Source organism: Streptomyces sp. NRRL S-87 (assembly GCF_000719335.1).
Classification (GTDB): Bacteria; Actinomycetota; Actinomycetes; order Streptomycetales; family Streptomycetaceae; genus Streptomyces.
In genome coordinates this window covers 17,106-40,574 of record NZ_JOGB01000062.1, presented here as the reverse complement: position 1 = coordinate 40,574, position 23,469 = coordinate 17,106, and the positions used below count along the sequence as shown (strand labels likewise).

Here is a 23,469-nt window from a genome sequence, read left to right as displayed (position 1 = left end):
TGGTACTGCAGGGGGGACCCTGTGGGAGAGTAGGACGCCGCCGAACAATCATTGTGGGAAAGCCCCGCACCTTCTGGTGCGGGGCTTTTCTGCGTTTACGGGCCGGTGATCCCCGTACCTTTAGGGTCGGGGTCATGGGCTATGAACTCGTCATCTTCGACAACGACGGCGTGCTGGTCGACAGCGAGCCGATCTCGAACCGCATCCTGGCCGGCTACCTGACCGAGCTGGGCCACCCCACCAGCTACGAGGACTCCCTGCGCGACTACATGGGGTCCGCGATGCACCGCATCCACGACCTCGTCCTCGAGCGGACCGGGCAGCGGCTGCCGGACGACTTCGACGAGGTCTTCCACGGCCGGGTGTTCGCGGCCTTCGAACGCGAGCTCAAGGCCGTGCAGGGGGCACGTCAGGTCCTGACGGAGCTGGCCGAGCGCGGGATCCCCTACTGCCTCGCCTCCTCCGGGAGCCACCAGCGCATCCGGGTCGGGCACCGCAGCGCGGGGCTCAGCGAGTTCTTCGACGACGCCCGCGTCTTCAGCGCCGAGGACGTCGGCAAGGGAAAGCCCGCCCCCGACCTGTTCCTGCACGCCGCCGCGCGCATGGGAGTCGCACCGCAGCGCTGCGTCGTCGTCGAGGACAGCGGGCTCGGCGTCCAGGCCGCCGTGGCCGCCGGCATGGACGTGTACGCGTTCACGGCGATGACCCCCGCCGAGCGGCTCGCCGGGGCGACCGGGTACTTCGGCGCGATGGACGAGCTGCTGCCCAAACTCGCCGTGTGATCCATCTACCCACCGGTAGGCACGGGCCCTACGCTGTGCGGCCATGACTGACGTGCGCCTGCGCCGCGGCAGGGCCTCCCTGGGTCTCAGCTTCTTCGCCCAGGGGGTCACCTTCGCGCTCCTCGTGACGAGGATCCCCGCCATCCAGGACCGGTACGGCATATCCGACGGCCTGCTGCCGCTCTTCCTGGCCGCCGTGCCCGTCCTGGCGGGAGCCTCCAGCGTCGCCACCGAGAAGCTGGTGCGGAGCGTCCCGCCGAGCCGGGTCCTGCGCTGGACGCAGCCCCTGGTGCTGCTCGCCCTCCTGGGCGTCGGTGCCGGGTCCGGGATGTGGCAGGTGGCGCTGGCGCTGGGCGCGTTCGGCCTGGCGGTCGGCGGGCTCGACGCGTCCATGAACATGCTCGGCGTGAGCCTCCAGCGCGACTACGGCCGCAGCATCATGCTGGGCTTCCACGCCGCGTACAGCCTCGGCGGGATCGTCGGGGCCTCCGCGGCCTGGGCCGGGGCGCACTGGCACCTGTCGCTGTTCGCCTCCTACCTCCCGGCCGTGGTGCTCCTGCTGCCCGCGGCCCTCCTCGGGTCCCGGTGGTACGTCGACCAGCAGGGCGCCGGGCAGGGGGCGCCGCCTGTCACCGGGGACGCTCCCGACGGGGACGCCCCCGCCCCGGCCGGCTCCGCCCTCGTGTTCCGGCTGCTGCTGCCGCTGTGCCTCGTCATGGCCTGCGCGTACATCGGCGACTCCACCGTCGCGAACTGGAGCGCCAAGTACCTCCAGGACGTCCTCGGCAGCTCCGAGCAGCTGGCGACCGTCCCCTACAACGTGTACATGGTGACGACGCTGCTCGGCCGGGCCGTCGGGGACCTCGGCGTGCGCCGCTTCGGGGCGGTGGCCGTCGTCCGGGCCGGCACGCTGGTCGCGGCCGCCGGGTTCGCGGTGGTGGCCGCGGCGCCCGGGGCGTGGACCGGCATGGTCGGCTTCACCCTCCTCGGGCTGGGGCTGTGCGTGATCGTGCCGCAGACCTTCGCCGCCGCGGGCCGGCTCTTCCCCGGCGCCTCCGACGCCGCGATCGCGCGGCTGAACATCTTCAACTACGTGGGCTTCCTGGTCGGCTCCCCGCTCGTCGGCGCCCTGGGCGACGCCTGGAGCTACCGCGGCGCCATGCTCGTGCCGATGGCCCTGGTCCTCGTCACTCTGGTCCATGCCCGCTCGTTCGGCGCGGAGGGAGCCCGATACGGTGGCGGGCATGAGCGGCCGCGGGTTGTTGATGTGGGACGAGGCGGTAACGGGGTATGACTTCGGACCGAACCATCCGATGGACCCGGTGCGCCTGGCGCTGACCATGGGCCTGGTCCGCGCCTTCGGGCTGGACCGGGAGATGGCGGTGCGGGCCGCCAGGCCGGCGGGGGACTCGACCCTGCGGCTGGTCCACCGGGAGGACTACGTGGCCGCCGTGCGGGAGGTCTCCGCCGATCCCGGGGCCGCCGACGGCTCGTACGGGCTGGGCACCATGGACGACCCGGCCTTCCGCGGCATGCACGAGGCCTCCGCCCTGATCGCCGGGCAGTCGGTGGCCGCCGCCGAGGCCGTGTGGCGCGGTGAGGCCGAGCACGCCGTGAACTTCGCCGGCGGGCTGCACCACGCGATGCCGGGCGGGGCGGCCGGCTTCTGCATCTACAACGACGCGGCGCTCGCGATCGCCCGGCTGCTGGAGCTGGGCGCGGAGCGGGTGGCGTACGTGGACGTGGACGTCCACCACGGGGACGGGGTCCAGGCGGCCTTCTGGGACGACCCCCGGGTCATGACCGTCTCCCTGCACGAGCACCCGCGGACGCTGTTCCCGCAGACCGGCTGGCCCCAGGAGACGGGCGGGCCGGGTGCGGCCGAGGGCACGGCGGTGAACGTGGCGCTGCCGGCCGGGACCGGTGACGAGGGCTGGGTACGGGCCTTCCACGCGGTGGTGCCGGAGCTGCTGGCGGAGTTCCGGCCGCAGGTGCTGGTGACCCAGCACGGGGCCGACACGCACTTCGAGGACCCGTTGGCGCACCTGGCGGTGTCCCTGGACGCGCAGCGGGAGGTCCAGGAGGCCTGCCACCGGCTGGCGCACGAGCACGCCGGCGGGCGGTGGGTGGCGCTGGGCGGCGGCGGGTACGCGGTCGTGGAGGTCGTACCGCGGTCGTGGACGCACCTGGTGGGGATCGCGGCGCACCGGCCCGTCGATCCGGCGACCGCCGTGCCGGCGTCGTGGCGCGACGAGGTGTACGCGCGGACGCGGCAGCTCGCACCGGCGCGGATGACGGACGGGCGGTCCGTCAGCTGGCGTGACTGGGAGGCCGGTTACGACCCGGCGGACCGGATCGACCAGGCGGTGCTCGCCACGCGGCGCGCCGTGTTCCCGCTGCGGGGGCTGCTGGCCTGAGGCCCGCCTGAGGCCCGCCGTTTTTTAGCCCAAGTGTGGGGAGTATCCGGGGTTTTGGCCCTGACACCGGTGGGGGCGCGGCAGCATCGGAGGGGTGTTGAGCACCGGCGCGCTGCGTGCGCATCTGCTGGCCGCCCGGTTGGCCGGGCCCGTGGCGACCTCCCGTGAGGACAGCCTGCGCAGTTACCGGCTGTTCGCGGCACGGGATCCGCGGGCGCTGCTGGGGCTCGACCCGGAGTGGGGCTGGGGCGAGGGCGACCTGCTGCGGCTGATGGCCGACAAGTGCGGGGTCTCGGCGGACCCCGGCCTGGTCAGCGGGCCGGACGTGATCGATCCGGAGCTGACGTTGGCCGGACTCGACGCGTTCGCGAGGCGGTTACGGCAGGCTGCGGCGGCGCGGGCGCCCGTGCTGTTCGGAACCGGTCACCCGCACCGTCTCCTGGCGTTCTACGGCAGTTTGGCGGAGGCCCTGTCGGCGGCGGGATGTGTTGTCCTCACCCCCGCGCAGGGCGCGCCCGTCGACGTCACCACCCGTTTCGGCGTACGCGGGCACACCCTCGATTACGTACGCGGCGTAGGTCTCGTGCGCGAGCCGGGATCGCGCACGGCCGGAAGTGCGCCCGGCGCGCACACCCACTCGCCGCTCCCGGTTCGGTACGCGCTGGGGGCGTTGGCGGAGGCCGGCGGGCCGCTGCCGGCGCTCGTGGTGGGAGATCACGGCTGGGTCTGCGGTGCAGGTCAGCTGGGTTTCGAGACGCTCGGGCTGGCCGATACGGATGATCCGGCGCTGTTCGTGGGGGAGGCCGAGGGGAGGGTGTCGGTCACGGTTCCGCTTGATGACGCCGTGCGCTCGGACTACTACCGTCCGCTCGCTCGCTATGTACTCAATCGGGCGAGTCTGTCGGCCTGATCCCGTGGCCGCTACTCCTCTTCCCCACTCGTATCATCCGCCCCTACCCTGGGAGTGAGCGCGCGGCGACGAGGAGTAACCGGAGGGGAAGCCGGTGCCCGTCATGCGCGGAAGGTTCAGGTGTGTCATGGCTGCTGGCGAGAGGCCTCTCAGTGAGGTTCAGTTCCTGACCGTGGCGGAGGTCGCCTCGGTGATGCGAGTGTCGAAGATGACCGTGTACCGCCTGGTGCACAACGGCCATCTGCCCGCGATCAGGGTCGGCCGGTCCTTCCGGGTGCCCGAAAACGCGGTCCACGAGTACCTCAGGGAGTCCTACGTGGGGGTGGAGACGGCCTGACGGAGACCCCCGGGTGACCCTCGGATTACAAGCTCGACGCTCAGGCGGGTAGGCTAGGCCGACGTAGGTCGTGTGGGCCCAGACGCCCCGCACCGAGTGAGAAGAAGTGAGCGAGGGTAGTCGTGGGCTCTGTTATCAAGAAGCGGCGCAAGCGGATGGCCAAGAAGAAGCACCGCAAGCTGCTCAAGCGCACCCGCGTCCAGCGTCGTAACAAGAAGTAAACGGCGTCTGTACGTGTTCTCCGGGGCCCCTCCGCCATCCTGTGGTGGAGGGGCCCCGGTGTGTTTCCGGGTGTATAAGGGCCCCTGTACGCCGCGTACGCAGCCGGGTACGGCAACGATGGGGAGGCGCTGACTTTGGGGAAGGTCGTGCTGGTGACCGGGGCTGCCCGGCAGCTCGGGAGCCGCTTCGTCAGACGGGTGCAACGGGACCCCGGGGTGTCCCGGGTGATCGCGGTGGACGCCGTGCCACCGCGCCAGCGGCTCGGCTCGGCGGAGTTCGTGCAGGCCGACATCAGGCAGCCGGCGATCGCCCGGATCCTCGCCGAGCACGCGGTCGACACGGTCGTCCACCTGGCGGTCACGGCCACCCCGCTGGGCGGCGGCGGCCGCACCGCGGTGAAGGAGGCCAACGTCATCGGGACGATGCAGCTGCTGGGCGCCTGCCAGAAGTCCCCGACGGTACGCCGGCTGGTCGTGAAGTCGAGCACGAACGTGTACGGGGCCGCGCCGCGCGACCCGGCGGTCTTCACGGAGACCACGCAGCCCAAGGCGCTGCCCGGCGGCGGCTTCGCCAAGGACACCGTCGAGGTCGAGGGGTACGTACGGGGCTTCGCCCGGCGGCGCCCGGACGTGGCGGTGTGCATGCTGCGGTTCGCGAACATCCTGGGGCCGCGCGCGGACTCGCCGCTGGCCGAGTACTTCTCGATGCCGGTGCTGCCGACCGTGCTGGGCTACGACCCGCGGCTGCAGTTCGTCCACGAGGACGACGTGGTGGACGTCCTGGAACTGGCCGCCGGCGAGCCGCGGCGCGGCAGCCTCAACAGCGGCACGTTCAACATCGCGGGGGACGGGGTGCTGCTGCTGTCGCAGTGCTCGCGGCGGCTCGGGCGGCCCACGGTGCCGCTGCTGCTGCCCGCGGTGACCTGGGTCGGCCAGGCGCTGCGCACGGTGGGGATGACGGACTTCTCCGCGGAGCAGATCCGGCTGCTCACGCACGGGCGGGTCGTGCAGACCACGCAGATGCGGGACGTGTTGGGGTTCCAGCCCGCCTACACGACGGCCGAGACCTTCGCGGACTTCGCGCGGAGCCGCGGGCCGGGGCTGCTGCCGCCGGAGGCGCTGGGACGTACGGTCGACCGCCTGAGAGGGGCGCTGTAGTCATGGCCGATGCCAAGGTGATCCCGTTCGACGAGGACCGGGAGCGGCCGCGCGGGCGCGCGCAGCGACGGCGTGGCGCGACCGCGTCCGCGCCGCGCCGGGGGGCCGCGGAGCGGGAGGCGCAGTCCGTCGCGGTGGCGCCGGAGTTGCCCGCCCAGGGCGAGGCGCCCGAAGCCCCGGAGACGGCCTCCCGGGCTCCTGGCGGGGCGGGGGCGGGGCCGGAGTGGGAGCGGCGGCTGGCGAGCGGGCTGGCGTTCCTGCGGCGCCGGGTCACGGGCGAGTACGAGGTCGACGAGTTCGGGTACGACAAGGAGCTCACGGACTCGGTGCTGATGTCGCTCCTGCGGCCGTTGTACGACACGTACTTCCGGGTCGAGGTGAAGGGCATCGAGAACGTCCCCGCGAAGGGCGGGGCGCTGATCGTCGCGAACCACTCGGGGACGCTGCCGCTGGACGGGCTGATGCTCCAGGTCGCGGTGCACGACCGGCATCCGGAGCAGCGGCACCTGCGGCTGCTGGCGGCGGACCTGGTGTTCATGCTGCCGGTGGTGAACGAGCTGGCCCGGAAGGCGGGGCACACGCTGGCGTGCGCGGAGGACGCGCAGCGGCTGCTGGAGGCGGGGGAGCTGGTGGGCGTGATGCCCGAGGGCTTCAAGGGGATAGGGAAGCCGTTCGGGGACCGGTACAAGCTGCAGCGGTTCGGGCGGGGCGGGTTCGTCTCGACGGCGCTGCGGGCCGGGACGCCGATCGTGCCGTGCTCGATCGTGGGGGCGGAGGAGATCTACCCCATGATCGGGAACGCGAAGACGCTGGCGCGGCTGCTGGGGCTGCCGTACTTCCCGGTGACGCCGACGTTCCCGTGGCTGGGGCCGCTGGGGGCGGTGCCGCTGCCGACGAAGTGGACGATCCAGTTCGGGGAGCCGATCGCCACGGACGGGTATCCGCGGGACGCGGCGGAGGATCCGATGCTGATGTTCAACCTGACGGACCAGGTGCGGGAGCAGATCCAGCACACGCTGTACAAGCTGCTGGTGCAGCGGAGGTCGGTCTTCTTCTGACGGGCCGTGGCCCCGTCTCCGGGGCCGCTGCGCGGAGCGTGCCGGAGGCCGGGGCCGCCGTGGGGCGGTCCCGGCCTCCGGGGGTGGTGCTACCTCGCGTCCTCGCCGCTGATGCCCAGGCCCGGGAGGATGCCGGGCAGGATGGGCGGGAGGGTGATCTCCGGCTTGGTGGTCGCCGGGTTCGTCGGGCTGGGCGTGGTCCCGTCGTCGGGCGGGTCGAGCAGGTCGCCGACGCCCCCGGTGATCGGGTCCTCGGGGCTGCCGTCGTCGCCGTCGGTGCCGCCGTCCCCGCCGCCGGGGTGCGGCGAGGCCGGCCGGCCGTTCTCGCCGGGCGGGGCGCTGGCGGCCGGGCCCGGGCGGGTGTCCGTACCGGTCCGGGACGTGCCCTTGTCCGCCGTACCACCGCCTCCGGACTTGGCGGAGCGGGGTTGCTCCGGGGGCCGCGGCAGCATGGACTGCAGCGGCTCGACCTCGTCGTCTATGGCGTCGAAGACCGAGTTCACCTCGTCGCCCACGTCGGTGAGCTGGGGCGGGAGCTTCTCGCGGAGCTGCCCCCACGCCTCGCGGTGCTGCCGGGAGAACGAGGACAGCGCCTGGATCGGGCCGAGTTTGCCGTCCCGCTCGTACTCGGCGTGCAGCAGCCGGTGGCCTTCCTCGGCGTCGTGCTTCACGTCCGCCAGCGCCCGCCGGACCTCGCCGAGGTGCTCGTGGTCGAGCGTCCCGGAGCGGCCGCGCTCCATGAGCCGGCGGGCCTCGGAGAGCCGGGTCGAGGCCTGGTCGAGGTAGAGCTCGCCGCGGTCGGCGTCGCCGTCGGCCATCCCGAGTCTGAGGTCCTCCATGCCGCGCTTGACCGGGTAGAGCGAGTCACCCGGCAGTGCGTCGGTACTGGCAGCGGCCACTCCGCTGAAGGCCCCGGCGGCCACACCGACGGTGAGTCCGCCCGCAGCGATGCCCTTCGACCAGCGGGAGCGGGGCCGCAACTTCCGGAGCGGGGTGGCCCGGTGGGCCCCACGGCCGGTCCGCTGTTCGGGCACGTGAGGGTCCGCCGAAGCACCGGCTCCGACCGTCCCCTCCATGACCATGGTCTCCATGGCGGCAATGAGCTGCGCTCGCTGCACCACCTTGACCTCCGCGTCCAACTGCGGGCGCGGCAGTGTGCCGAGTGCGTCCGCCAAGGCCAACATCCGGGCGTAATCGGCCGGTTCAGCCGTGTCGGCAGGCGCTTCGGGCTGCTCGGCCGCCGCCTCCGCGGGATCGGCCGGAGCCTGATCCTCCAGGGCCTGGGCGAAGGCGTTCGCCCGCCGGTGCGCCGAAACGTTCGCGATCACTGGCGGCACCTCCTCTCGTCATGACGATCGACTCCCGTGAGGGTCGGGAAGGTTGCGTGTCCAGTGGAAACCCACTCTTTCGAGTGAGGATCCCCGGATACGGCCTGTCCACAGGGAGCCTGCATTCCGCACAACGAGCGGCGCGGCACTTGGGTTACGGACGAAGGATGATCGGACCACAACGTCATACAGAGGTCACCGGTAGGGAGTTGGGATCAGCGGGCGTCGTCCGGGAGCAGTCGGGCCAGGGTGCGCACCGCTCGGTACTGGAGGGTCTTGATGGCCCCCTCGTTCTTGCCCATCACCCGGGCCGTCTCGGCGACCGACAGGCCCTGCAGGAAGCGCAGGGTCACGCATTCCTGCTGCTGCGGATTCAGTTTGCGTACGGCCTCCAGCAAGGCCGCGTTGGAGAGCGACTCCAGGACGGAGTCCTCGGGGGAGCGCTCGACCTCGTTGGCGTCGAGCATCTCGCCGGTGGTGACCTCCAGCCGGAACCGGCTGGACTTGAAGTGGTCGGCCACCAGGTTGCGCGCGATCGTCACGAGCCATGCGCCGAAGTCACGGCCCTGCCAGGTGAAGGTGGAGATGCGGCGCAGGGCGCGCAGGAAGGTCTCGCTGGTGAGGTCCTCCGCCGTCGCCTTCCCGCCGACCCGGTAGTAGATGTAGCGGTACACCGTGTCGCTGTACTGGTCGTAGAGGCGGCCGAAGGCCTCGGCCTCGCCGTTCTGGGCGCGCTCGACCAGGTCCATCATGCGGGCGCTGTCGCTGTCCGCGGTGGGGCGGCGGGCGGCCGACGTGGTCGTGCCGGCACCGGACCGGCCTCGTCTGCCCACGGTCGCCCCGCCGTCGGCCAGGGCGTAGCAGGGGCCGGCGAGGCCGGCTCCCGCAGGAACCGCGGCGGCGAGGGCGGGGACGGCGTACGCGGTGGGGACGAAGCCGCGCAGGTGGCCGAGGACCGTTGCGCGCAGCGTAGCCAGGCCCGAGGCGTCAACCCCGACAGGTGGGTACACGGGACTCCCAGAGGCAGAGCTTCCATCACGTGCAGTGCGGGCCTGTTCCGTTGACCGGCCACCGCGCCGACCGGCGGGTGGTGACGCAGGGGTGCCCGTATGCGTTTGAGGAGAATAACGCTTCGTACAGGCAGCGCTACACCCAGTTGCTCAAATCATCGATTCCGACATTTCTGTTGCGTGTCCAGGGCATATTCAGTCGCTGTTGATGATCGATTGGTGATCGCTTCTGCGCGCGGAATGGCTGCTTCCAGGGCGTGTTGTGGCCGTGGGGAAAGCACCCGTGTGCCCCGCGTGTCCTGCGGGGGGTGTGGGGGTAGTGGTGGGGGAATGCGCAGCGCGCCCCGGCCCCTCGCGGTGGGGGGCCGGGGCGCGCGGGGTCGCAGGCCCGGGACGGGCCGGTTCGCCGTTCTGGGCGGGCGCGTTCGCCCTCCGGGGCGGCGCGGAGCGCTACTTGCGGCGGCGGTGCAGGGCGACCGCGGCCGCCGTGCCGCCCGCCAGCGCGCCGACGCCGGCGGCCGCGGGGATGCCGACCTTGGCCGCCTTGCGGCCGGTCCGATAGTCGCGCAGGCGCCAGTCGTGGGCCCGGGCATGCTTGCGCAGTTTTGTGTCGGGATTGATCGCGTACGGATGTCCGACCAGCGACAGCATCGGGATGTCGTTGTGCGAATCGCTGTACGCGGCGCAGCGCGCGAGGTCGAGGCCCTCGGCGGCGGCGAGCGCGCGTACCGCCTCGGCCTTCGCGGGCCCGTGCAGCGGTTCGCCCACCAGGCGGCCCGTGTAGACCCCGTCGACGGACTCGGCGACCGTGCCCAGCGCGCCGGTCAGGCCCAGGCGGCGGGCGATGATCGTGGCCGTCTCGACGGGGGCCGCGGTCACGAGCCAGACCCGCTGGCCGGCGTCGAGGTGGGCCTGCGCCAGGGCGCGGGTGCCCGGCCAGATCCGCTCGGCCATGTACTCGTCGTAGATCTCCTCGCCGATGTCCGTCAGTTCGCTGACCCGGTGGCCCTTGACGATGGACAGGGCGCTGTCGCGCGCGTCCTGCATGTGGTCGGGGTCCTCGACGCCGGCGACCCGGAACCAGGCCTGCTGCCAGGCGAAGCGGGCCAGTTCGCGGCGGCGGAAGAACTCGCGCTTGTAGAGGCCGCGGCCCAGGTGGAAGATCGCCGCGCCCTGCATGACGGTGTTGTCGAGGTCGAAGAAGGCGGCGGCGTGTTCGTCGCCGACGACGGGGAACTCGGGTTCCTCGGCGCCCCCCTCCGTTTCCTGCGCTTCTCTCTCCTCTTCCCGCGCCAGTTCGCGCGAGGTCTTGCGCGCGGCCTCGGCAGAGGCCTCGCCTGCGAGCACGCTCCGTGCGGTCGCGGGGCGCTTACGAGGGGTGAGCCAGTCCAGAGCGGCCATGAGGTGAGGATAGCCACTGTGTTCGGGTCTCCCCGAACGGTCCGGATGCGGGGGCGTGAACAGTGCGGGGCGGCGGTGTTACGGGGGGCGGGGAGGGGGTGGGGGGTCGGCTCGCTTCGTGGGGCCGTCCCGTGGTGTGTGGGCCCCCACACACCACGGGACGGCCCTGCGGGGGCTTCGAGGCGTGGACGGGAGACGCCGGGCGAGAATGGCCGTATGAGCCCTTTGCTGCGCCGTAAGGAAAAGAAGGCCCCCGGGGAGCGGATGGTCACGCTCGTCGGGAAGCCGGGCTGCCACCTGTGTGACGAGGCACAGGCGGTGGTGGAGGAGGTGTGCGCGGAGACCGGCGCCTCCTGGGAGAAGAAGGACATCACCCAGGACGAGGAGCTGTACCGCAAGCACTGGGAGCAGATCCCGGTGGTGCTCGTCGACGGCGAGCAGCACACCTTCTGGCGGGTGAACCCGGAGCGGCTGCGCAAGGCCCTGGTGGGCTGAGCGGGCCGACCCGGGCGGGGGACGGCTGTCCGGGCGGGGCGTGGACGGGGGCCGGGCCGGTCGCGTCCGCCGGGGGGTGACCCCACCCGGACCAGGACGCCTGGGGGTGGCGCGCAGTTCCCGGCGCGTGCGCCCGGAGCGCGTGACCCCCATCACTTTGGTCGGACAAATTGGACACAATCTTTGTGCACGCGTTCACAAAGACATAGCCTGCTGTCGACGGGGCGGTCATGGGACAAGCGACCGCCCACAGCCCCGCTCATCCCGCAGGAGCATCGTGGCAACTGGCCGAAATCACCGACCGGCGACCCGCAGCCGAGGCATTCCCGAGGCCACCGTCGCCCGGCTCCCGCTGTATCTGCGGGCCCTCACCGCGCTCTCCGAGCGCTCGGTGCCCACGGTCTCCTCGGAGGAGCTCGCGGCCGCCGCGGGCGTCAATTCCGCGAAGCTGCGCAAGGACTTCTCGTACCTCGGCTCCTACGGCACCCGCGGTGTCGGCTACGACGTCGAGTACCTCGTCTACCAGATCTCCCGCGAGCTCGGCCTGACCCAGGACTGGCCGGTCGTGATCGTCGGTATCGGTAACCTCGGCGCGGCCCTGGCCAATTACGGCGGGTTCGCCTCCCGCGGCTTCCGCGTGGCCGCGCTCATCGACGCGGACCCGGCGATGGCCGGGAAGCCGGTGGCCGGCATCGCGGTGCAGCACACCGACGAGCTGGAGAAGATCATCGAGGAGAACGGCGTCTCCATCGGTGTCATCGCCACCCCCGCCGGCGCGGCGCAGCAGGTCTGCGACCGGCTCGTCGCCGCGGGTGTGACCTCCATCCTGAACTTCGCGCCGACCGTGCTGTCCGTGCCCGAGGGCGTGGACGTGCGCAAGGTCGACCTCTCCATCGAGCTGCAGATCCTCGCGTTCCACGAGCAGCGCAAGGCCGGCGAGGAGCCGGCGGCGGCCGCCGGCCCGGTTGCCGGTTCCGGCGCCGCTGCCGGTTCCGGCGCCGCGGCCGTGGAGGCCGCGGCCGGTGCGGCGCGCGCCGGTGCCCGCAAGGCCTCGGCCTCCGCCGCCTCCGGCGGCCCCGAGGGCGACGTCCCGGCGGTGATGCCGGCATGAGTCTGCTCGTCGTAGGGCTGAGCCACCGCAGCGCGCCCGTGAGCGTGCTGGAGCGGGCCTCGCTGTCCGTGGACGCGAAGGCGAAGCTGCTGCACGACACGCTGGCCGCCGAGCCGGCGACGGAGGCGGCGGTCCTCGCCACCTGCAACCGCATCGAGCTGTACGCGGACGTGGACAAGTTCCACGCCGGCGTCGCCGAGCTGTCCACGCTGCTCGCCCAGCACAGCGGCGTGGCGCTGGAGGAGCTCACCCCTTACCTGTACGTGCACTACGAGGACCGGGCGGTGCACCACCTGTTCTCGGTGGCGTGCGGCCTGGACTCGATGGTCGTGGGCGAGGGCCAGATCCTCGGCCAGATCAAGGACGCGCTCGCGCTGGGGCAGGAACTCCACACCGCCGGGCGCCTGATCAACGACCTCTTCCAGCAGGCCCTGCGGGTCGGCAAGCGCGCGCACTCCGAGACCGGCATCGACCGGGCGGGCCAGTCGCTGGTCACGTTCGGCCTGGAGCAGCTCTCCACGGGCGTGCCGGTCGAGGCCTGGGCCGCGGGCAAGCGGGCGCTGGTCATCGGCGCCGGCTCGATGTCCTCGCTGGCCGCGGCGACGCTCGCGCGGGCGGGCGTGGCCGAGGTCGTGGTCGCCAACCGCACGCTGGAGCGCGCGGAGCGGCTGGTGGAGATCCTGGGCGAGAAGGTGGCCGCGCGGGCGGTCGCCATGGACGCCGTCGCGCGCGAACTGACACGAGTCGACGTGGCCGTCTCCTGCACAGGGGCGACCGGTCTGGTGCTGACCGCCGACGACATCGCCGCCGCCCTGGCGGAGCGCGATTCCGTCGGCGCGGTGGCGCCCGGTGCGGCCGGTGCGGCCGGCGCGGCCGGTGCCGGAAGCCCCGCGGGAACCGTGTCCGTCCAGTCCCTCCCGGCCGTCCCGGGCGCCGACCGTGCGCCCCGGACCCCCTCCGCGGGGGTCACCGTCGACGCCGACCCGCAGGTCGTCGCGCGGCTCGCCGAGGCCGCGGCGCGGCTCGGGCGGCTCGCCGACGCGGGTGCGGCGCGGACGCTGGCGGCCGGTACGGGCGCGAGCGCCGACGTCGACGCCTGCCCCGTGGACCTGGCGCCCGGCGCCAGCGGCCGGGCCGCGATCGCCGGGGTGGACGCCACCTCGCTGGAGCTGCACGGCGCCTGGGCCGACCGGGCCGAGGCCACCGGGCGGCAGGCCGTCCGGCGGGCCACCGTCCCGCAGCAGGGCGGCCAGGGCGGTGGGGCGGTGCGGATCGCGCTGCTCGACCTCGCCATGCCCCGCGACGTGGACGCCGCCGTGCACCGCCTGGCCGGCGTACGGCTGGTGGACATCGAGTCGCTCGCCGAGGCCTCCGCCGACGCGCCCATGGCGGCCGACGTCGACCAGGTCAAGGCGATCGTGGCCGCCGAGGTGGCCGCCTTCGGAGCGGCCCAGCGGGCCGCGCACATCACCCCCACCGTCGTCGCGCTGCGCGCGATGGCGGCCGAGGTGGTCGCCAGTGAAGTGGCCCGGCTCGACGGGCGGCTTCCCGAACTCGACGAGCGGCAGCGGGCCGAGGTCACCCAGACCGTCCGCCGCGTCGTCGACAAGCTCCTGCACGCGCCCACCGTGCGGGTCAAGCAGCTCGCCAGCGAGCCCGGCGGCGCCGGGTACGCCGACGCCCTGCGGGAACTCTTCGACCTCGACCCGGAGACGGTCGCCGCCGTCAGCCGCGTCAAGAACACAGGACCGGCAGCATCATGAACTCAGCGAAGTCAGCGAATCCCGCCCAGGACGTCGGGGCCGCGGCCGGGGAGCAGCGGCCGCTGCGTCTCGGGACGCGGCGCAGCAAGCTGGCCATGGCCCAGTCCGGGCACGTCGCCGATGCCGTGCGCGCCCTCACCGGCCGGCCGGTCGAGCTCGTCGAGATCACCACGTACGGGGACGTCTCCCGCGAGAACCTCGCGCAGATCGGCGGCACCGGCGTCTTCGTGACCGCCCTGCGCGACGCCCTGCTGCGCGACGAGGTGGACTTCGCGGTGCACTCCCTCAAGGACCTGCCGACCGCGCAGCCCGCCGAGCTGGTCATCGCCGCCATGCCGCGCCGCGAGGACCCGCGCGACGTGCTGGTCGCCCGCGACGGCCTGACCTTCGAGCAGCTGCCCGACGGCGCCCGTGTGGGCACCGGGTCGCCGCGCCGCATGGCGCAGCTCAACCACTACGCCCGCCAGCTCGGCAAGTCGATCGAGACCGTCGCGATCCGCGGCAACGTCGACACCCGCATCGGATACGTGCGGGACGGCGAGCTGGACGCGGTCGTGCTGGCCGCCGCCGGCCTGAACCGCATCGGCCGCAGTGCCGAGGCGACCGACCACCTGTCGGTCGACAACGTCCTGCCCGCGCCCGGTCAGGGCGCCCTGGCGATCGAGTGCACCGCGGCCAACGCGGACCTCGCCGCCACGCTCGCGCAGCTCGACGACCCGCACACCCGGGCCGCCGTCACCGCCGAGCGTTCCCTGCTCGCCGCCCTGGAGGCAGGCTGCAGCGCACCCGTGGGCGCGCTCGCGGACCTGCTGCCCCACGGGAACGGCGGGGATGTCACCGAAATGCGCCTGCGCGGCGTCGTCGGCACCACCGACGGCTCGACGCTGGTGCAGCTGTCCACCACCGGTCCCGTGCCCCAGTCGTACGACGAGGCGATGGCGCTCGGCCGCGAACTCGCGGACGAGATGCTGGCCAAGGGCGCGGCCGGTCTGATGGGGGAGCGAGCACTTTGAGCCCCACACCTTCCACCACCTCCGCTTTTCCGGCGGTCGCGGCCCACGGGCACGTCACCTTCCTCGGTGCCGGCCCCGGCGACCCGGGACTGCTCACGCTGCGGGCGGTCGAGGCCCTCGCCGCCGCGGACGTACTGATCGCGGAGCCCGAGGTGCTCGACGTCGTACGCACGCACGCGCGGGCAGCGGTCGACACGCCGCAGCTGACGGTCGCTGACGAGACGTCAGCAGCCGCCGGAGTCCCGGTGATCCGCGATGCCGCCAATCTTGTCATGGAGGCCGCGCGGACCGGCAGGCGGGTCGTCCGTGCCGTCACCGGCGACCCCGGTCTCGACGGCAACGCCGCCGAGGAGATGCTCGCCTGCGCGACCGCGGGCATCCCCTTCGAGGTGGTGCCCGGTGTCGCGACCGCCGTCGGCGTGCCGGCGTACGCGGGTGTGCCGCTGCGCGACGGGCACGGTGCGGACGTCCGCTTCGTGGACGCCCGTACCGCCTCGGCCCGCTGCTGGACCGAGGTGGGCGCCAGCGACGGCACCCTCGTCGTGTCCGCGACGCTGGAGACCGTGGCGGCGGCCGCGACCGAGCTGGTCACGGCCGGCCGCAAGCCCGACACCCCGCTGACCGTCACGGTGGCCGGTACGACGACCCGGCAGCGCACCTGGACCGCCACGCTGGGTTCGATCGCGCAGGTCTTCAAGCAGGGCAAGGTGCTGCCTTCGCCCGAGGGCCACCAGCCCGTCATAGCCGTGGTCGGGGAGCACTCCACGACCGCCCGCCGCGACGAGCTCGCCTGGTTCGAGTCGAAGCCGCTGTTCGGCTGGCGGGTGCTGGTGCCGCGCACCAAGGAGCAGGCCGCCTCGCTCTCCGACCAGCTGCGCAGCTACGGCGCGGTGCCGCACGAGGTGCCGACCATCGCCGTCGAGCCGCCGCGCACGCCGCAGCAGATGGAGCGGGCGGTCAAGGGCCTGGTCACCGGCCGCTACGAGTGGATCGCCTTCACCTCGGTCAACGCGGTGAAGGCGGTGCGCGAGAAGTTCGAGGAGTACGGGCTCGACGCGCGCGCCTTCGCGGGCATCAAGGTCGCCGCGGTGGGCGAGCAGACCGCCGCCGCCCTGGTCGAATTCGGCGTCAAGCCGGACCTGGTGCCGAGCGGCGAGCAGTCCGCGGCCGGGCTGCTGGAGGACTGGCCGCCGTACGACCCGGTCTTCGACCCGATCGACCGCGTCTTCCTGCCGCGCGCCGACATCGCCACGGAGACGCTGGTGGCGGGCCTGATCGAGCTGGGCTGGGAGGTCGACGACGTCACGGCGTACCGCACCGTGCGGGCCTCGCCGCCGCCGGCGGAGACGCGCGAGGCGATCAAGGGCGGTGGCTTCGACGCCGTTCTCTTCACGTCGTCCTCGACCGTGCGGAACCTGGTCGGCATCGCCGGCAAGCCGCACAACGTCACCGTCATCGCCTGCATCGGCCCGGCCACGGCGAAGACCGCCGAGGAGCACGGCCTGCGGGTGGACGTCCTGTCGCCCGAGCCCTCGGTCTCGAAGCTGGCGGAGGCGCTGGCCGAGTACGGTGCGGCCCGCCGCGAGGCGGCCAAGGAGGCCGGCGAGACGGTCGCCCGGCCGAGCGAGCGGCGCCCCGGCGCGCGGCGGCGGCGGACCACGTGACGGCTGCCGGCTGCTTAGGGCCGCGCACGGCGCGTGACGGCGCCGCATGGCGAGTTCGAGAAGGGCCCGGGAGGCTGGCGGCAGCCTCCCGGGCCCTACGCTTGAAGCGCCAGCTTCGAATCCACCCAGAGGCGAACTGAACATGAGCGTGTACGGATCCTTCCCCGGCTCGCGGCCCCGCCGCCTGCGCACCACCCCCGCGATGCGGCGGATGGTCGCCGAGACCCGCCTGCACCCGGCCGACCTGATCCTCCCGGCCTTCGTGCGCGAGGGCATCAGCGAGCCGCTGGCGATCAAGGCCATGCCGGGTGTGGTCCAGCACACCCGCGACACCCTCCGCAAGGCCGCCGCCGAGGCGGTCGAGGCGGGCGTCGCCGGCATCATGCTCTTCGGCGTCCCGGCGGACGAGAACAAGGACGCCCTGGGCACCGCCGGCACCGAGCCGGACGGCATCCTCCAGCTCGCCATCCGCGACGTGAAGGCCGAGGTCGGCGACGACCTGGTGATCATGTCGGACCTGTGCCTGGACGAGTACACCGACCACGGTCACTGCGGCGTCCTGGACGCGGACGGCCGGGTCGACAACGACGCCACCCTGGAGCGGTACGCCGAGATGGCCCAGGTCCAGGCCGACGCGGGCGTCCACGTGGTGGGCCCGAGCGGCATGATGGACGGCCAGGTCGGCGTCATCCGCGACGCCCTCGACGAGACCGGCCACGAGGACGTGTCGATCCTCGCCTACACGGCCAAGTACTCCTCCGCCTTCTACGGCCCCTTCCGCGAGGCGGTCGCCTCCTCGCTGCAGGGCGACCGCAAGACCTACCAGCAGGACCCGGCCAACGCCAAGGAGTCCCTGCGCGAGCTCGCCCTCGACCTGGAGGAGGGCGCGGACATGGTCATGGTCAAGCCGGCGGGCCCGTACCTCGACATCCTCTACCGGGTGGCACAGGCCGTGGACGTGCCGGTCTCGGCGTACCAGATCAGCGGCGAGTACGCGATGATCGAGGCCGCCGCGGAGAAGGGCTGGGTCGAGCGCGACCGGGCCATCCTGGAGACGCTGACCGGCATCAAGCGCGCCGGTGCGGACACGATCCTCACCTACTGGGCGACCGAGGTCGCGGGCTGGCTGCGCCGGGAGCGCTGAGCCGGGAAGCGCGTGCCGTGCGGGCGTGCGGTCGCGGGTGCACGCTGGAATCAGCGGCCGGGCCCGGGGCCCGGCCAGGATCCGTGGTGGCCCGGAGGTGATCGCCATGAAGGATGCCGTGGGATGGCACGTCGACATGGAGTTCCAGGAGGACAGCAAGCACACCCGCGCGGCGGCCCTGGTCCGGCTGCCCGACGGCAGCGAGTTGCGCTCGCGCGGCTACGCGAGCCGCCACCCGTCGGACGGCAATCAGCCGCGGGTGGGTGAGGAGATCGCGGCGGCGCGTGCGTTGAACGACCTGAAGGAGCAGCTGCTCACGAAGGCGCACGACGAGATCGACGGCGCGTCGGGGCGGACCTCGTACCCGATCAGCCGGTAGCGGCGGAAGCGGGTGTCCGAAGACGACGGCCCGGGGCCGACGGCCCGGGCCGTCGCCGTCTCCGCGGAAGACCAGGCAGCGGGCCCCCTCGGGGTGCGCTACCGGCCGACCCAGCCGGTCAGCGCCGCCCAGGCGGCGGGGGCGAGGTCGATGACGGGGCCGTCGGCGGCCTTCGAGTCCCGGACGTGGATGGTGGTGGGGGTGGTGGCCACTTCGACGCAGTTGCCGCCCTGTTCGGTGCTGTAGCTGGACTTGAACCACGTCAGTGCGGTGCTCATCGCTCTCCTAGCAACCTGTCCAACAGGCCCTTCGTCTCTTCCGGGTTGAAGGCCTGAGTTCGCAGCATCGCATACTTGCGGGACAGGATGCTGACCTCGTTGCGGTCGGAGATGAGCTGACTGCCGCGTTGCGTCTCGGCGTATGCAAGTTGCTGGAGATCCGGCGTCTCGATCAGAACGAAGGGGCCGGAGAGTCCGGCGTGTGTCCGGCGTCCGAGCGGCATGATCTGGATGGAGATGCCGTGGAGGTCGGCGCATGAGCGTAGATGGCGGAGCGCCGCCCGGTACACGTCGCGGCCGCCGAGCTGGTCGAGCAGCGCGGCTTCGGCGATAACGTAGCTGAGGCCGGGTGGATCCTCGCGATACAGGATCGCCTGACGCTCCAAGCGGGTTTCGACGCGCTCATCGATCTTCCGCTGGCTGAGCGCCGGAATCTCGTTGGTGAAGACGGCGCGGGCGTACTCCGCTGTCTGCAGCAGGCCCGGAATGACTTGGTTCTCGTACGACGACATGCTGACGGCCTCGCGTTCGAGGTCGATGAACGCCTCGGCCCATACCGGGATTTGATCCACCGCGGGAAGGAAGGCAACGGCCGCCGCCAAGAGCCCGCCCGTCTCCAGGACCAGGTCCATCCGTTCCGCAGCGTCCGGCATCAGGGGGCGTCTGCCTTGTTCGATGGAGGCGACCGTTTCTCCGTCCAGGGAGACCTCGTGACCCAGCGCTTTCTGGGTCAGGTTCTTCTTCTTGCGGAGAATGGCCACCTGCGCTCCGATCATCTTGAGAGCGGTGCCGTTCTTAGCTACACGTTTCCTCGGCGGCATGAATCGGAACTCCCCACCTGCACCGGCGATGTACCCGTACTGACCCGTACCAACCAAGTGGTACGGGTCGGCGCACTGCACAACGCTAGTCACGCACCGCGACGATCGCCTCGTGAACCTTGAGACTCAACCCGCCCTGATGAGGGACCGGTTCTACCCCCGCTCCCGCCAAACCGTGCGGGCTGCGCGGGACTTCGCCGTGGAGACGCTCGACGCGTGGGGAGTCGGGCGGCGCAGGCACGACGTGTCGCTCTGCGTGAGCGAGCTGGCGACCAACGCGCTGCGGCACGGGGTGCCGCCGGGGCGGGGGTACCGGCTGCGGATGCTGCGCTTCGAGGGCGTCGTCCGCGTCGAGGTCCACGACAGCGGGCCCGGGCTGTCGCGGCTGCGGGTGGGGGCCGGGAGGGGGCTGGTGGTCGTCGCGGGGGTCGCCGACCGGTGGGGGGCGGTGCCGAGGTCGCCGGGGAAGGCGGTCTGGTGCGAGTTCGACGTGTGACGGCCGGGGATGGCGGAACGGCGGGGGCGGCCGCACCCTGGGAGGGGGGAGCGGTGGAGGTGATGTGGCATGTCTGAGCACCAGCACATCGGATGGCACGTCGAGACCGAGTTCGTGGACGAGGGGCACCGCACCAGCGCGGCCTGCCTCCTCAGGCTCGGCGACGGCACGGAACTCAAGGCGCGCGGCTACGCCCTGCGCCACCCCTCCGACCCGGAGCAGCTGAGGGTCGGGGAGGAGATCGCGGGCGCGCGGGCGCTGATGGATCTCGCGTCGCAGCTCCTGGAGAAGGCGCACACGGAGATCGACGAGGCGACGGGCAAGCACTCGTACCCGATCAACGGGTGACCGGTTCCGCGCTCCGCGGGTGAGCCGGCCCGGCCCCTCGGGGGCGGGCCGGCTCACCCCGTCGATCGGGCGAGGCGGAGCAGGCCGGCGCGCATCCGCTGCTCGCCGAGCTCCGGCAGGAGCGCGGCGACGTGGTCGGCCGCCAGCGGGGCGAGCAGGGCGTGGGCGGCCTGGTCGGGGTCGGGGGCGCCGGCGAGCAGGATCGCCACGTGGCGGTGCCGGAACCGGTAGGCCCCGATCCCCCCGTAGAAGCGGCCTGACTCGTCGGCCGGGCGTACGGGGCTTCGCCTACGGGCTCCCGGCCCCGGCCCGGCCGTCGCGGGCGGTGGCGGCCAGGGCCGCCGCCGTCACGGCGGCGAGGGCCGCCCACGCGGGGGTGAAGCCGCCGGTGGCGTCGAGCAGGAGGCCGAGGGCGGGCGGGACCAGGATGACGGCCACCTGGTTCACGGCCATCACCAGGCCGAGGGCGAAGCCGGTCCGGCCCGGTGGGGCGGCCTCGGCGAGGTACGCCACCCAGGGGCCGTACCAACCGATCCCGAAGAAGCCGAGCCAGGTGAGGGCGGCGGCGGCCACCCAGGGGGAGTGCCCGAGCGGTGTGGCCAGGGCCGCGAGTCCGGCCAGCGCCGCGATCATCGAGGTCCGTACGGGGCGGAAGCGGCCGGCGCGGCTGCGGTCGCTCCAGGCCGCCAGGGCGATCCGGCCGAGCGCGCCCGCCCCTTGGGACGCCACGAGGACCGCCGCCGCCGGGCCGGCCCCGAGGGACGTCACCTCGTGCAGGTACAGCGCACCCAGCACGCCGATGCCGCTGTGCACCGAGACCATGCTGGTGCCGGAGAGCACGGCCCGCCGCACCGCCGGCTCGCGCAGCATCCCCAGCCTGTGGACGGCCGGGCGCGGCGGCGGGGTCGGGGGGACGCCGGAAGGTTCGGTCGCGGGGGTCGCGGGGGTCGACGGGATGGTGCCGGAGGGCGGGGCGGTGGCCGGGAGCGGGGCGGCCGCCAGGGGTGGGGCGGCGGGCGGTCGGCGGTAGAGCGCGGTGAAGGCGGTGGCCCCCGCGAGGGCGGTCAGGCCGCCGACCACCAGTGCGGACCGCCAGCCGTACGCCGTGGCGACGGCGGGCAGGACCGCGGCCGCCAGCGCGCCGCCCAGGGGCAGGCCCGCCTGCCGGACGCCCATGGCCAGGCCGCGCTGCTCCGGGCCGAACCACACCGCCACCGACTTGCTGCCGCCGGGCTGGGCCGTGCTGTACCCGGCGCCCACCACCAGGAGGACCACGAGCAGGGACGCGTACCCCTGCGCCAGGCCGCCGGCGAGCAGCGCTGCGGCGACCACGCCGGTGCCGATGCCGACGACCCACCGTTCGCCGTACCGGTCCAGCAGCTCGCCGACCGCCAACAGCCCGACCAGCGGTACCAGTTGGGTGGCGGAGAGGAGCAGGCCGAGTTGGGTGGCGGTGAGGTCGAGGGCCTGCTGGAGGGGGACCGCCATGGGCCCGATGCCCTGGACGAAGAAGCAGGAGGCGGCCTGGGTGAAGGTGGCGGCCCCGAGGACCACCCAGCGGTACGGGGGCGGGGCGGTGGGGCCGGGTGCGGGGGCCAACGGGGGCGCGGAGGCCCGTACATGGGTCGTGGTGCCGTCGCTCGCGGGTGGTGCGTCGGTGGGGTGACTCATGACCACGAGACTGCTGTAATGGTCTTATGCACCTCAACCCTTACGGCGAGGATGCCGTGAACCTGGCCGCCGAACTCGCCAACCGGCGGCCGACGAGCCCCGCGGAACTGCTCGACCGCTGCCGGGCCGCCGGCCTGGCCGTGGACGGCCCGGCCGGGCCCGGGGACCTGGCCCGCACGCTCGCGCTGCTGGACGCCTGGGAGGGCGTGGTCGACGCCGCCGACGAGGCGGAGCGGGCCGGGCGGCTGAACCTGCTGCTGGCCGCCGGCGCCGCATACCCCCGGCTCACCGACCACGCGGGCGACGGCTGGCACCTGCACTACCGCGACGACGACCAGCCGCTCGCCGCGCTGCTGGCCACGCTGATCTCCGTCGGCACCGCGCTGCACCTGGTCGGGCGCGGGATGCACCGGCTCGGCCGGTGCGCCGTCGCCGAGTGCGCCGTGGTCTTCGCGGACACGACGCGCACCGGGCGCCGCCGATACTGCTCGCACCGGTGCGCCAACCGCGACGCGGTACGCCGTCACCGGGCGGGCCGCCCGGCGGGCGCGGCGGCCTGAGGAGGTGGGGCGGGCGGCTCGTAGGGCGGCGCGGTCGGCGTCGTGGTCAGGTCCCGGCCCCAGCCCTAACCAGCCCCGGTCCCGGTCCCGGTCCCAGCCCCGGCCCCGGCCTCGGTCCCGGTCCCAGCCCCGGCCCCGGCCTCGGTCCCGGTCCCGGATCCGGTTTCGGTCCCGGTCCCGGCCTCGGCCGCGGTCCGGGTGCGGAGGCGGCCCGAGGCCGCGCGGCGGGTCAGACGGCGCTGCTCGCGGTCGGCCCAGCGGCGGACCGGGTCGGGGTCCAGGGCGGTGCCGTGGCCGACGTGCAGGGCGGTCGGGCCCAGGGCGAGCATCGCGCGCAGGCTGGTGAGGTTGGCCAGCGGGTCGTCGTGGAAGGGCGGGTTGGCCGGGCGGCCACGGACGAGGCCGAAGAAGGAGTTGGCGATCAGGTCGCCCGCCACGAGGTCGCCCCCGTCGGTGAGGACGGACACGGAACCCGCCGTGTGGCCCGGGGTCGGCACGATGCGTGCCGCGACGCCGAAGTCCGCCAGGTCGCTCTCGCCGCGGACGAGCACCTGGGGTTCGATCGGCTCGGCTCGCACGTGCAGCTTGGGGTTGCGGGCCATCAGGCGGCCCATCGGCCCGGTCGGCAGGTACGGTTCCCGGACCCGGCCGGTGCGGTACGGGCCCAGGTCGGCGACGTGCCCCGCGACCGGCGCGCCGGTCAGCCGGTGCAGTTCGGCGGCGGAGCCGAAGTGGTCGATGTGGCCGTGGGTGAGGACGATCAGGGCGAGGTCGGCGGGGTCGACGCCGTGCGCCGCGATCCGGTCGCGGATCAGGCGCCCGCTGCCGGGGGTGCCCGCGTCGACGAGGACGGGGCGGCGACCCAGGAGCAGGTAGGCGTTGATGTTGTGGCGGCCCATGACGGGGATGGGGACGACCTTGGTCGGGGGCATGTGCTGCTCCTCGGAGGGGAGTCGGGGCCGGCCGCGCGGCCGGCCGGGGGTACAGGGGGACGGGCTACGCGGGCACGGCGGAGGTCCGCCCGGCGGCGGTGCGTGCGCGGGCGGCGGTCCGGGGCGGCGGGTGAGGGGGACGGGGGAGGAGGACGGGTGGCGGCGGGGCCGC

General features: G+C 73.3%; 26 protein-coding genes. 18 read left to right on the top strand and 8 right to left on the bottom strand.

Going from position 1 to position 23,469, the window contains the following annotated elements:
* Nucleotides 1-134 precede the first annotated feature (134 nt).
* The 8 genes from IF43_RS0129590 (at nucleotide 135) to IF43_RS0129560 (ending at nucleotide 6,883) form a co-directional block, all read left to right on the top strand.
* Nucleotides 135-782, top strand: a complete 648-nt coding sequence (locus tag IF43_RS0129590) for an HAD family phosphatase (protein WP_030207666.1) — start codon at nucleotides 135-137, stop codon at nucleotides 780-782.
* 43 nt (nucleotides 783-825) lie between these two features.
* The gene (locus IF43_RS0129585) at nucleotides 826-2,076 is read left to right on the top strand and encodes an MFS transporter (RefSeq protein WP_030207663.1); all 1,251 of its coding nucleotides are present in this window, start codon (nucleotides 826-828) and stop codon (nucleotides 2,074-2,076) included.
* A complete protein-coding gene (locus tag IF43_RS0129580) occupies nucleotides 2,027-3,199 on the top strand; it encodes an acetoin utilization protein AcuC (RefSeq protein ID WP_199922801.1) in 1,173 nt (390 codons plus the stop codon). The genes IF43_RS0129585 and IF43_RS0129580 overlap by 50 nt, the downstream gene beginning before the upstream one ends.
* Before the next feature lie 94 nt (nucleotides 3,200-3,293).
* On the top strand, nucleotides 3,294-4,109 hold the full coding sequence (locus IF43_RS0129575; protein ID WP_030207657.1) for a phosphatase: 816 nt from the start codon (nucleotides 3,294-3,296) through the stop codon (nucleotides 4,107-4,109).
* 127 nt (nucleotides 4,110-4,236) lie between these two features.
* Nucleotides 4,237-4,446 (top strand): helix-turn-helix domain-containing protein, encoded by a 210-nt coding sequence (locus tag IF43_RS0129570; protein WP_158939552.1) that lies wholly within the window; start codon nucleotides 4,237-4,239, stop codon nucleotides 4,444-4,446.
* 122 nt (nucleotides 4,447-4,568) lie between these two features.
* Nucleotides 4,569-4,667 carry an AURKAIP1/COX24 domain-containing protein gene (locus tag IF43_RS39980; RefSeq protein WP_003948845.1) on the top strand — a complete coding sequence of 33 codons (99 nt, stop codon included), beginning with the start codon at nucleotides 4,569-4,571 and terminating at the stop codon, nucleotides 4,665-4,667.
* A 135-nt stretch (nucleotides 4,668-4,802) separates the two neighbouring features.
* Nucleotides 4,803-5,825, top strand: coding sequence for an NAD-dependent epimerase/dehydratase family protein (locus IF43_RS0129565; protein WP_030207650.1), 1,023 nt, complete (start codon nucleotides 4,803-4,805; stop codon nucleotides 5,823-5,825).
* A gap of 2 nt (nucleotides 5,826-5,827) precedes the next feature.
* On the top strand, nucleotides 5,828-6,883 hold the full coding sequence (locus tag IF43_RS0129560; RefSeq protein ID WP_030207648.1) for a lysophospholipid acyltransferase family protein: 1,056 nt from the start codon (nucleotides 5,828-5,830) through the stop codon (nucleotides 6,881-6,883).
* Nucleotides 6,884-6,972: 89 nt separating this feature from the next.
* Here the strand turns inward: IF43_RS0129560 and IF43_RS0129555 are convergent, their stop codons facing one another.
* The 3 genes from IF43_RS0129555 to IF43_RS0129545 form a co-directional block, all read right to left on the bottom strand.
* Entirely contained in the window at nucleotides 6,973-8,211 is a 1,239-nt protein-coding gene (locus IF43_RS0129555; RefSeq protein ID WP_030207645.1) for a DUF5667 domain-containing protein, read from the bottom strand.
* A gap of 215 nt (nucleotides 8,212-8,426) precedes the next feature.
* Nucleotides 8,427-9,221 carry an ECF subfamily RNA polymerase sigma factor, BldN family gene (locus tag IF43_RS0129550; RefSeq protein ID WP_030207642.1) on the bottom strand — a complete coding sequence of 265 codons (795 nt, stop codon included), beginning with the start codon at nucleotides 9,219-9,221 and terminating at the stop codon, nucleotides 8,427-8,429.
* A gap of 450 nt (nucleotides 9,222-9,671) precedes the next feature.
* Nucleotides 9,672-10,622, bottom strand: coding sequence for an HAD family phosphatase (locus IF43_RS0129545; protein WP_030207637.1), 951 nt, complete (start codon nucleotides 10,620-10,622; stop codon nucleotides 9,672-9,674).
* A gap of 216 nt (nucleotides 10,623-10,838) precedes the next feature.
* On the opposite strand from IF43_RS0129545, the gene IF43_RS0129540 reads away from it, so the two are divergent.
* The 7 genes from IF43_RS0129540 to IF43_RS0129510 all read left to right on the top strand — a co-directional run bounded on the left by IF43_RS0129540 (nucleotide 10,839) and on the right by IF43_RS0129510 (nucleotide 18,191).
* Nucleotides 10,839-11,117, top strand: coding sequence for a glutaredoxin family protein (locus tag IF43_RS0129540; RefSeq protein ID WP_030207633.1), 279 nt, complete (start codon nucleotides 10,839-10,841; stop codon nucleotides 11,115-11,117).
* A gap of 277 nt (nucleotides 11,118-11,394) precedes the next feature.
* The gene (locus IF43_RS0129535; protein WP_030207630.1) at nucleotides 11,395-12,228 is read left to right on the top strand and encodes a redox-sensing transcriptional repressor Rex; all 834 of its coding nucleotides are present in this window, start codon (nucleotides 11,395-11,397) and stop codon (nucleotides 12,226-12,228) included.
* Complete coding sequence (locus tag IF43_RS0129530; RefSeq protein ID WP_030207626.1) at nucleotides 12,225-13,991, top strand: glutamyl-tRNA reductase; 1,767 nt, start codon at nucleotides 12,225-12,227, stop codon at nucleotides 13,989-13,991. The genes IF43_RS0129535 and IF43_RS0129530 overlap by 4 nt, the downstream gene beginning before the upstream one ends.
* Complete coding sequence (gene hemC / locus IF43_RS0129525; RefSeq protein WP_051796401.1) at nucleotides 13,988-15,004, top strand: hydroxymethylbilane synthase; 1,017 nt, start codon at nucleotides 13,988-13,990, stop codon at nucleotides 15,002-15,004. The genes IF43_RS0129530 and hemC overlap by 4 nt, the downstream gene beginning before the upstream one ends.
* Nucleotides 15,001-16,668, top strand: a complete 1,668-nt coding sequence (locus tag IF43_RS0129520; RefSeq protein WP_030207611.1) for a bifunctional uroporphyrinogen-III C-methyltransferase/uroporphyrinogen-III synthase — start codon at nucleotides 15,001-15,003, stop codon at nucleotides 16,666-16,668. Before hemC ends, IF43_RS0129520 begins: the two co-directional genes overlap by 4 nt.
* Before the next feature lie 142 nt (nucleotides 16,669-16,810).
* A complete protein-coding gene (gene hemB / locus IF43_RS0129515; protein WP_030207608.1) occupies nucleotides 16,811-17,812 on the top strand; it encodes a porphobilinogen synthase in 1,002 nt (333 codons plus the stop codon).
* Nucleotides 17,813-17,918: 106 nt separating this feature from the next.
* A complete protein-coding gene (locus IF43_RS0129510) occupies nucleotides 17,919-18,191 on the top strand; it encodes a DUF1876 domain-containing protein (protein ID WP_030207605.1) in 273 nt (90 codons plus the stop codon).
* Between the two features lie 98 nt (nucleotides 18,192-18,289).
* Here the strand turns inward: IF43_RS0129510 and IF43_RS0129505 are convergent, their stop codons facing one another.
* Both IF43_RS0129505 and IF43_RS0129500 read right to left on the bottom strand, forming a co-directional pair.
* The gene (locus tag IF43_RS0129505) at nucleotides 18,290-18,469 is read right to left on the bottom strand and encodes a DUF397 domain-containing protein (protein ID WP_030207601.1); all 180 of its coding nucleotides are present in this window, start codon (nucleotides 18,467-18,469) and stop codon (nucleotides 18,290-18,292) included.
* Complete coding sequence (locus IF43_RS0129500) at nucleotides 18,466-19,383, bottom strand: helix-turn-helix transcriptional regulator (RefSeq protein WP_234332581.1); 918 nt, start codon at nucleotides 19,381-19,383, stop codon at nucleotides 18,466-18,468. Before IF43_RS0129500 ends, IF43_RS0129505 begins: the two co-directional genes overlap by 4 nt.
* Nucleotides 19,384-19,402: 19 nt before the next feature.
* On the opposite strand from IF43_RS0129500, the gene IF43_RS0129495 reads away from it, so the two are divergent.
* Both IF43_RS0129495 and IF43_RS0129490 read left to right on the top strand, forming a co-directional pair.
* Nucleotides 19,403-19,786, top strand: coding sequence for an ATP-binding protein (locus tag IF43_RS0129495; RefSeq protein WP_324605140.1), 384 nt, complete (start codon nucleotides 19,403-19,405; stop codon nucleotides 19,784-19,786).
* Between the two features lie 69 nt (nucleotides 19,787-19,855).
* Nucleotides 19,856-20,134, top strand: coding sequence for a DUF1876 domain-containing protein (locus IF43_RS0129490; protein ID WP_030207589.1), 279 nt, complete (start codon nucleotides 19,856-19,858; stop codon nucleotides 20,132-20,134).
* 53 nt (nucleotides 20,135-20,187) lie between these two features.
* Here IF43_RS0129490 and IF43_RS39975 read toward each other — a convergent pair whose 3' ends face one another.
* Both IF43_RS39975 and IF43_RS0129480 read right to left on the bottom strand, forming a co-directional pair.
* Complete coding sequence (locus IF43_RS39975) at nucleotides 20,188-20,343, bottom strand: hypothetical protein (protein WP_234332580.1); 156 nt, start codon at nucleotides 20,341-20,343, stop codon at nucleotides 20,188-20,190.
* 79 nt (nucleotides 20,344-20,422) lie between these two features.
* Nucleotides 20,423-21,805, bottom strand: a complete 1,383-nt coding sequence (locus tag IF43_RS0129480; protein ID WP_078910559.1) for an MFS transporter — start codon at nucleotides 21,803-21,805, stop codon at nucleotides 20,423-20,425.
* A gap of 26 nt (nucleotides 21,806-21,831) precedes the next feature.
* Between IF43_RS0129480 and IF43_RS0129475 the strand changes: the two genes are divergently transcribed.
* Nucleotides 21,832-22,365 carry a CGNR zinc finger domain-containing protein gene (locus tag IF43_RS0129475; protein WP_030207583.1) on the top strand — a complete coding sequence of 178 codons (534 nt, stop codon included), beginning with the start codon at nucleotides 21,832-21,834 and terminating at the stop codon, nucleotides 22,363-22,365.
* Between the two features lie 65 nt (nucleotides 22,366-22,430).
* On the opposite strand, the gene IF43_RS0129470 is transcribed toward IF43_RS0129475, so the two are convergent.
* Nucleotides 22,431-23,297 (bottom strand): MBL fold metallo-hydrolase, encoded by an 867-nt coding sequence (locus IF43_RS0129470; RefSeq protein ID WP_078910558.1) that lies wholly within the window; start codon nucleotides 23,295-23,297, stop codon nucleotides 22,431-22,433.
* Between the last annotated feature and the right edge of the window lie 172 nt (nucleotides 23,298-23,469).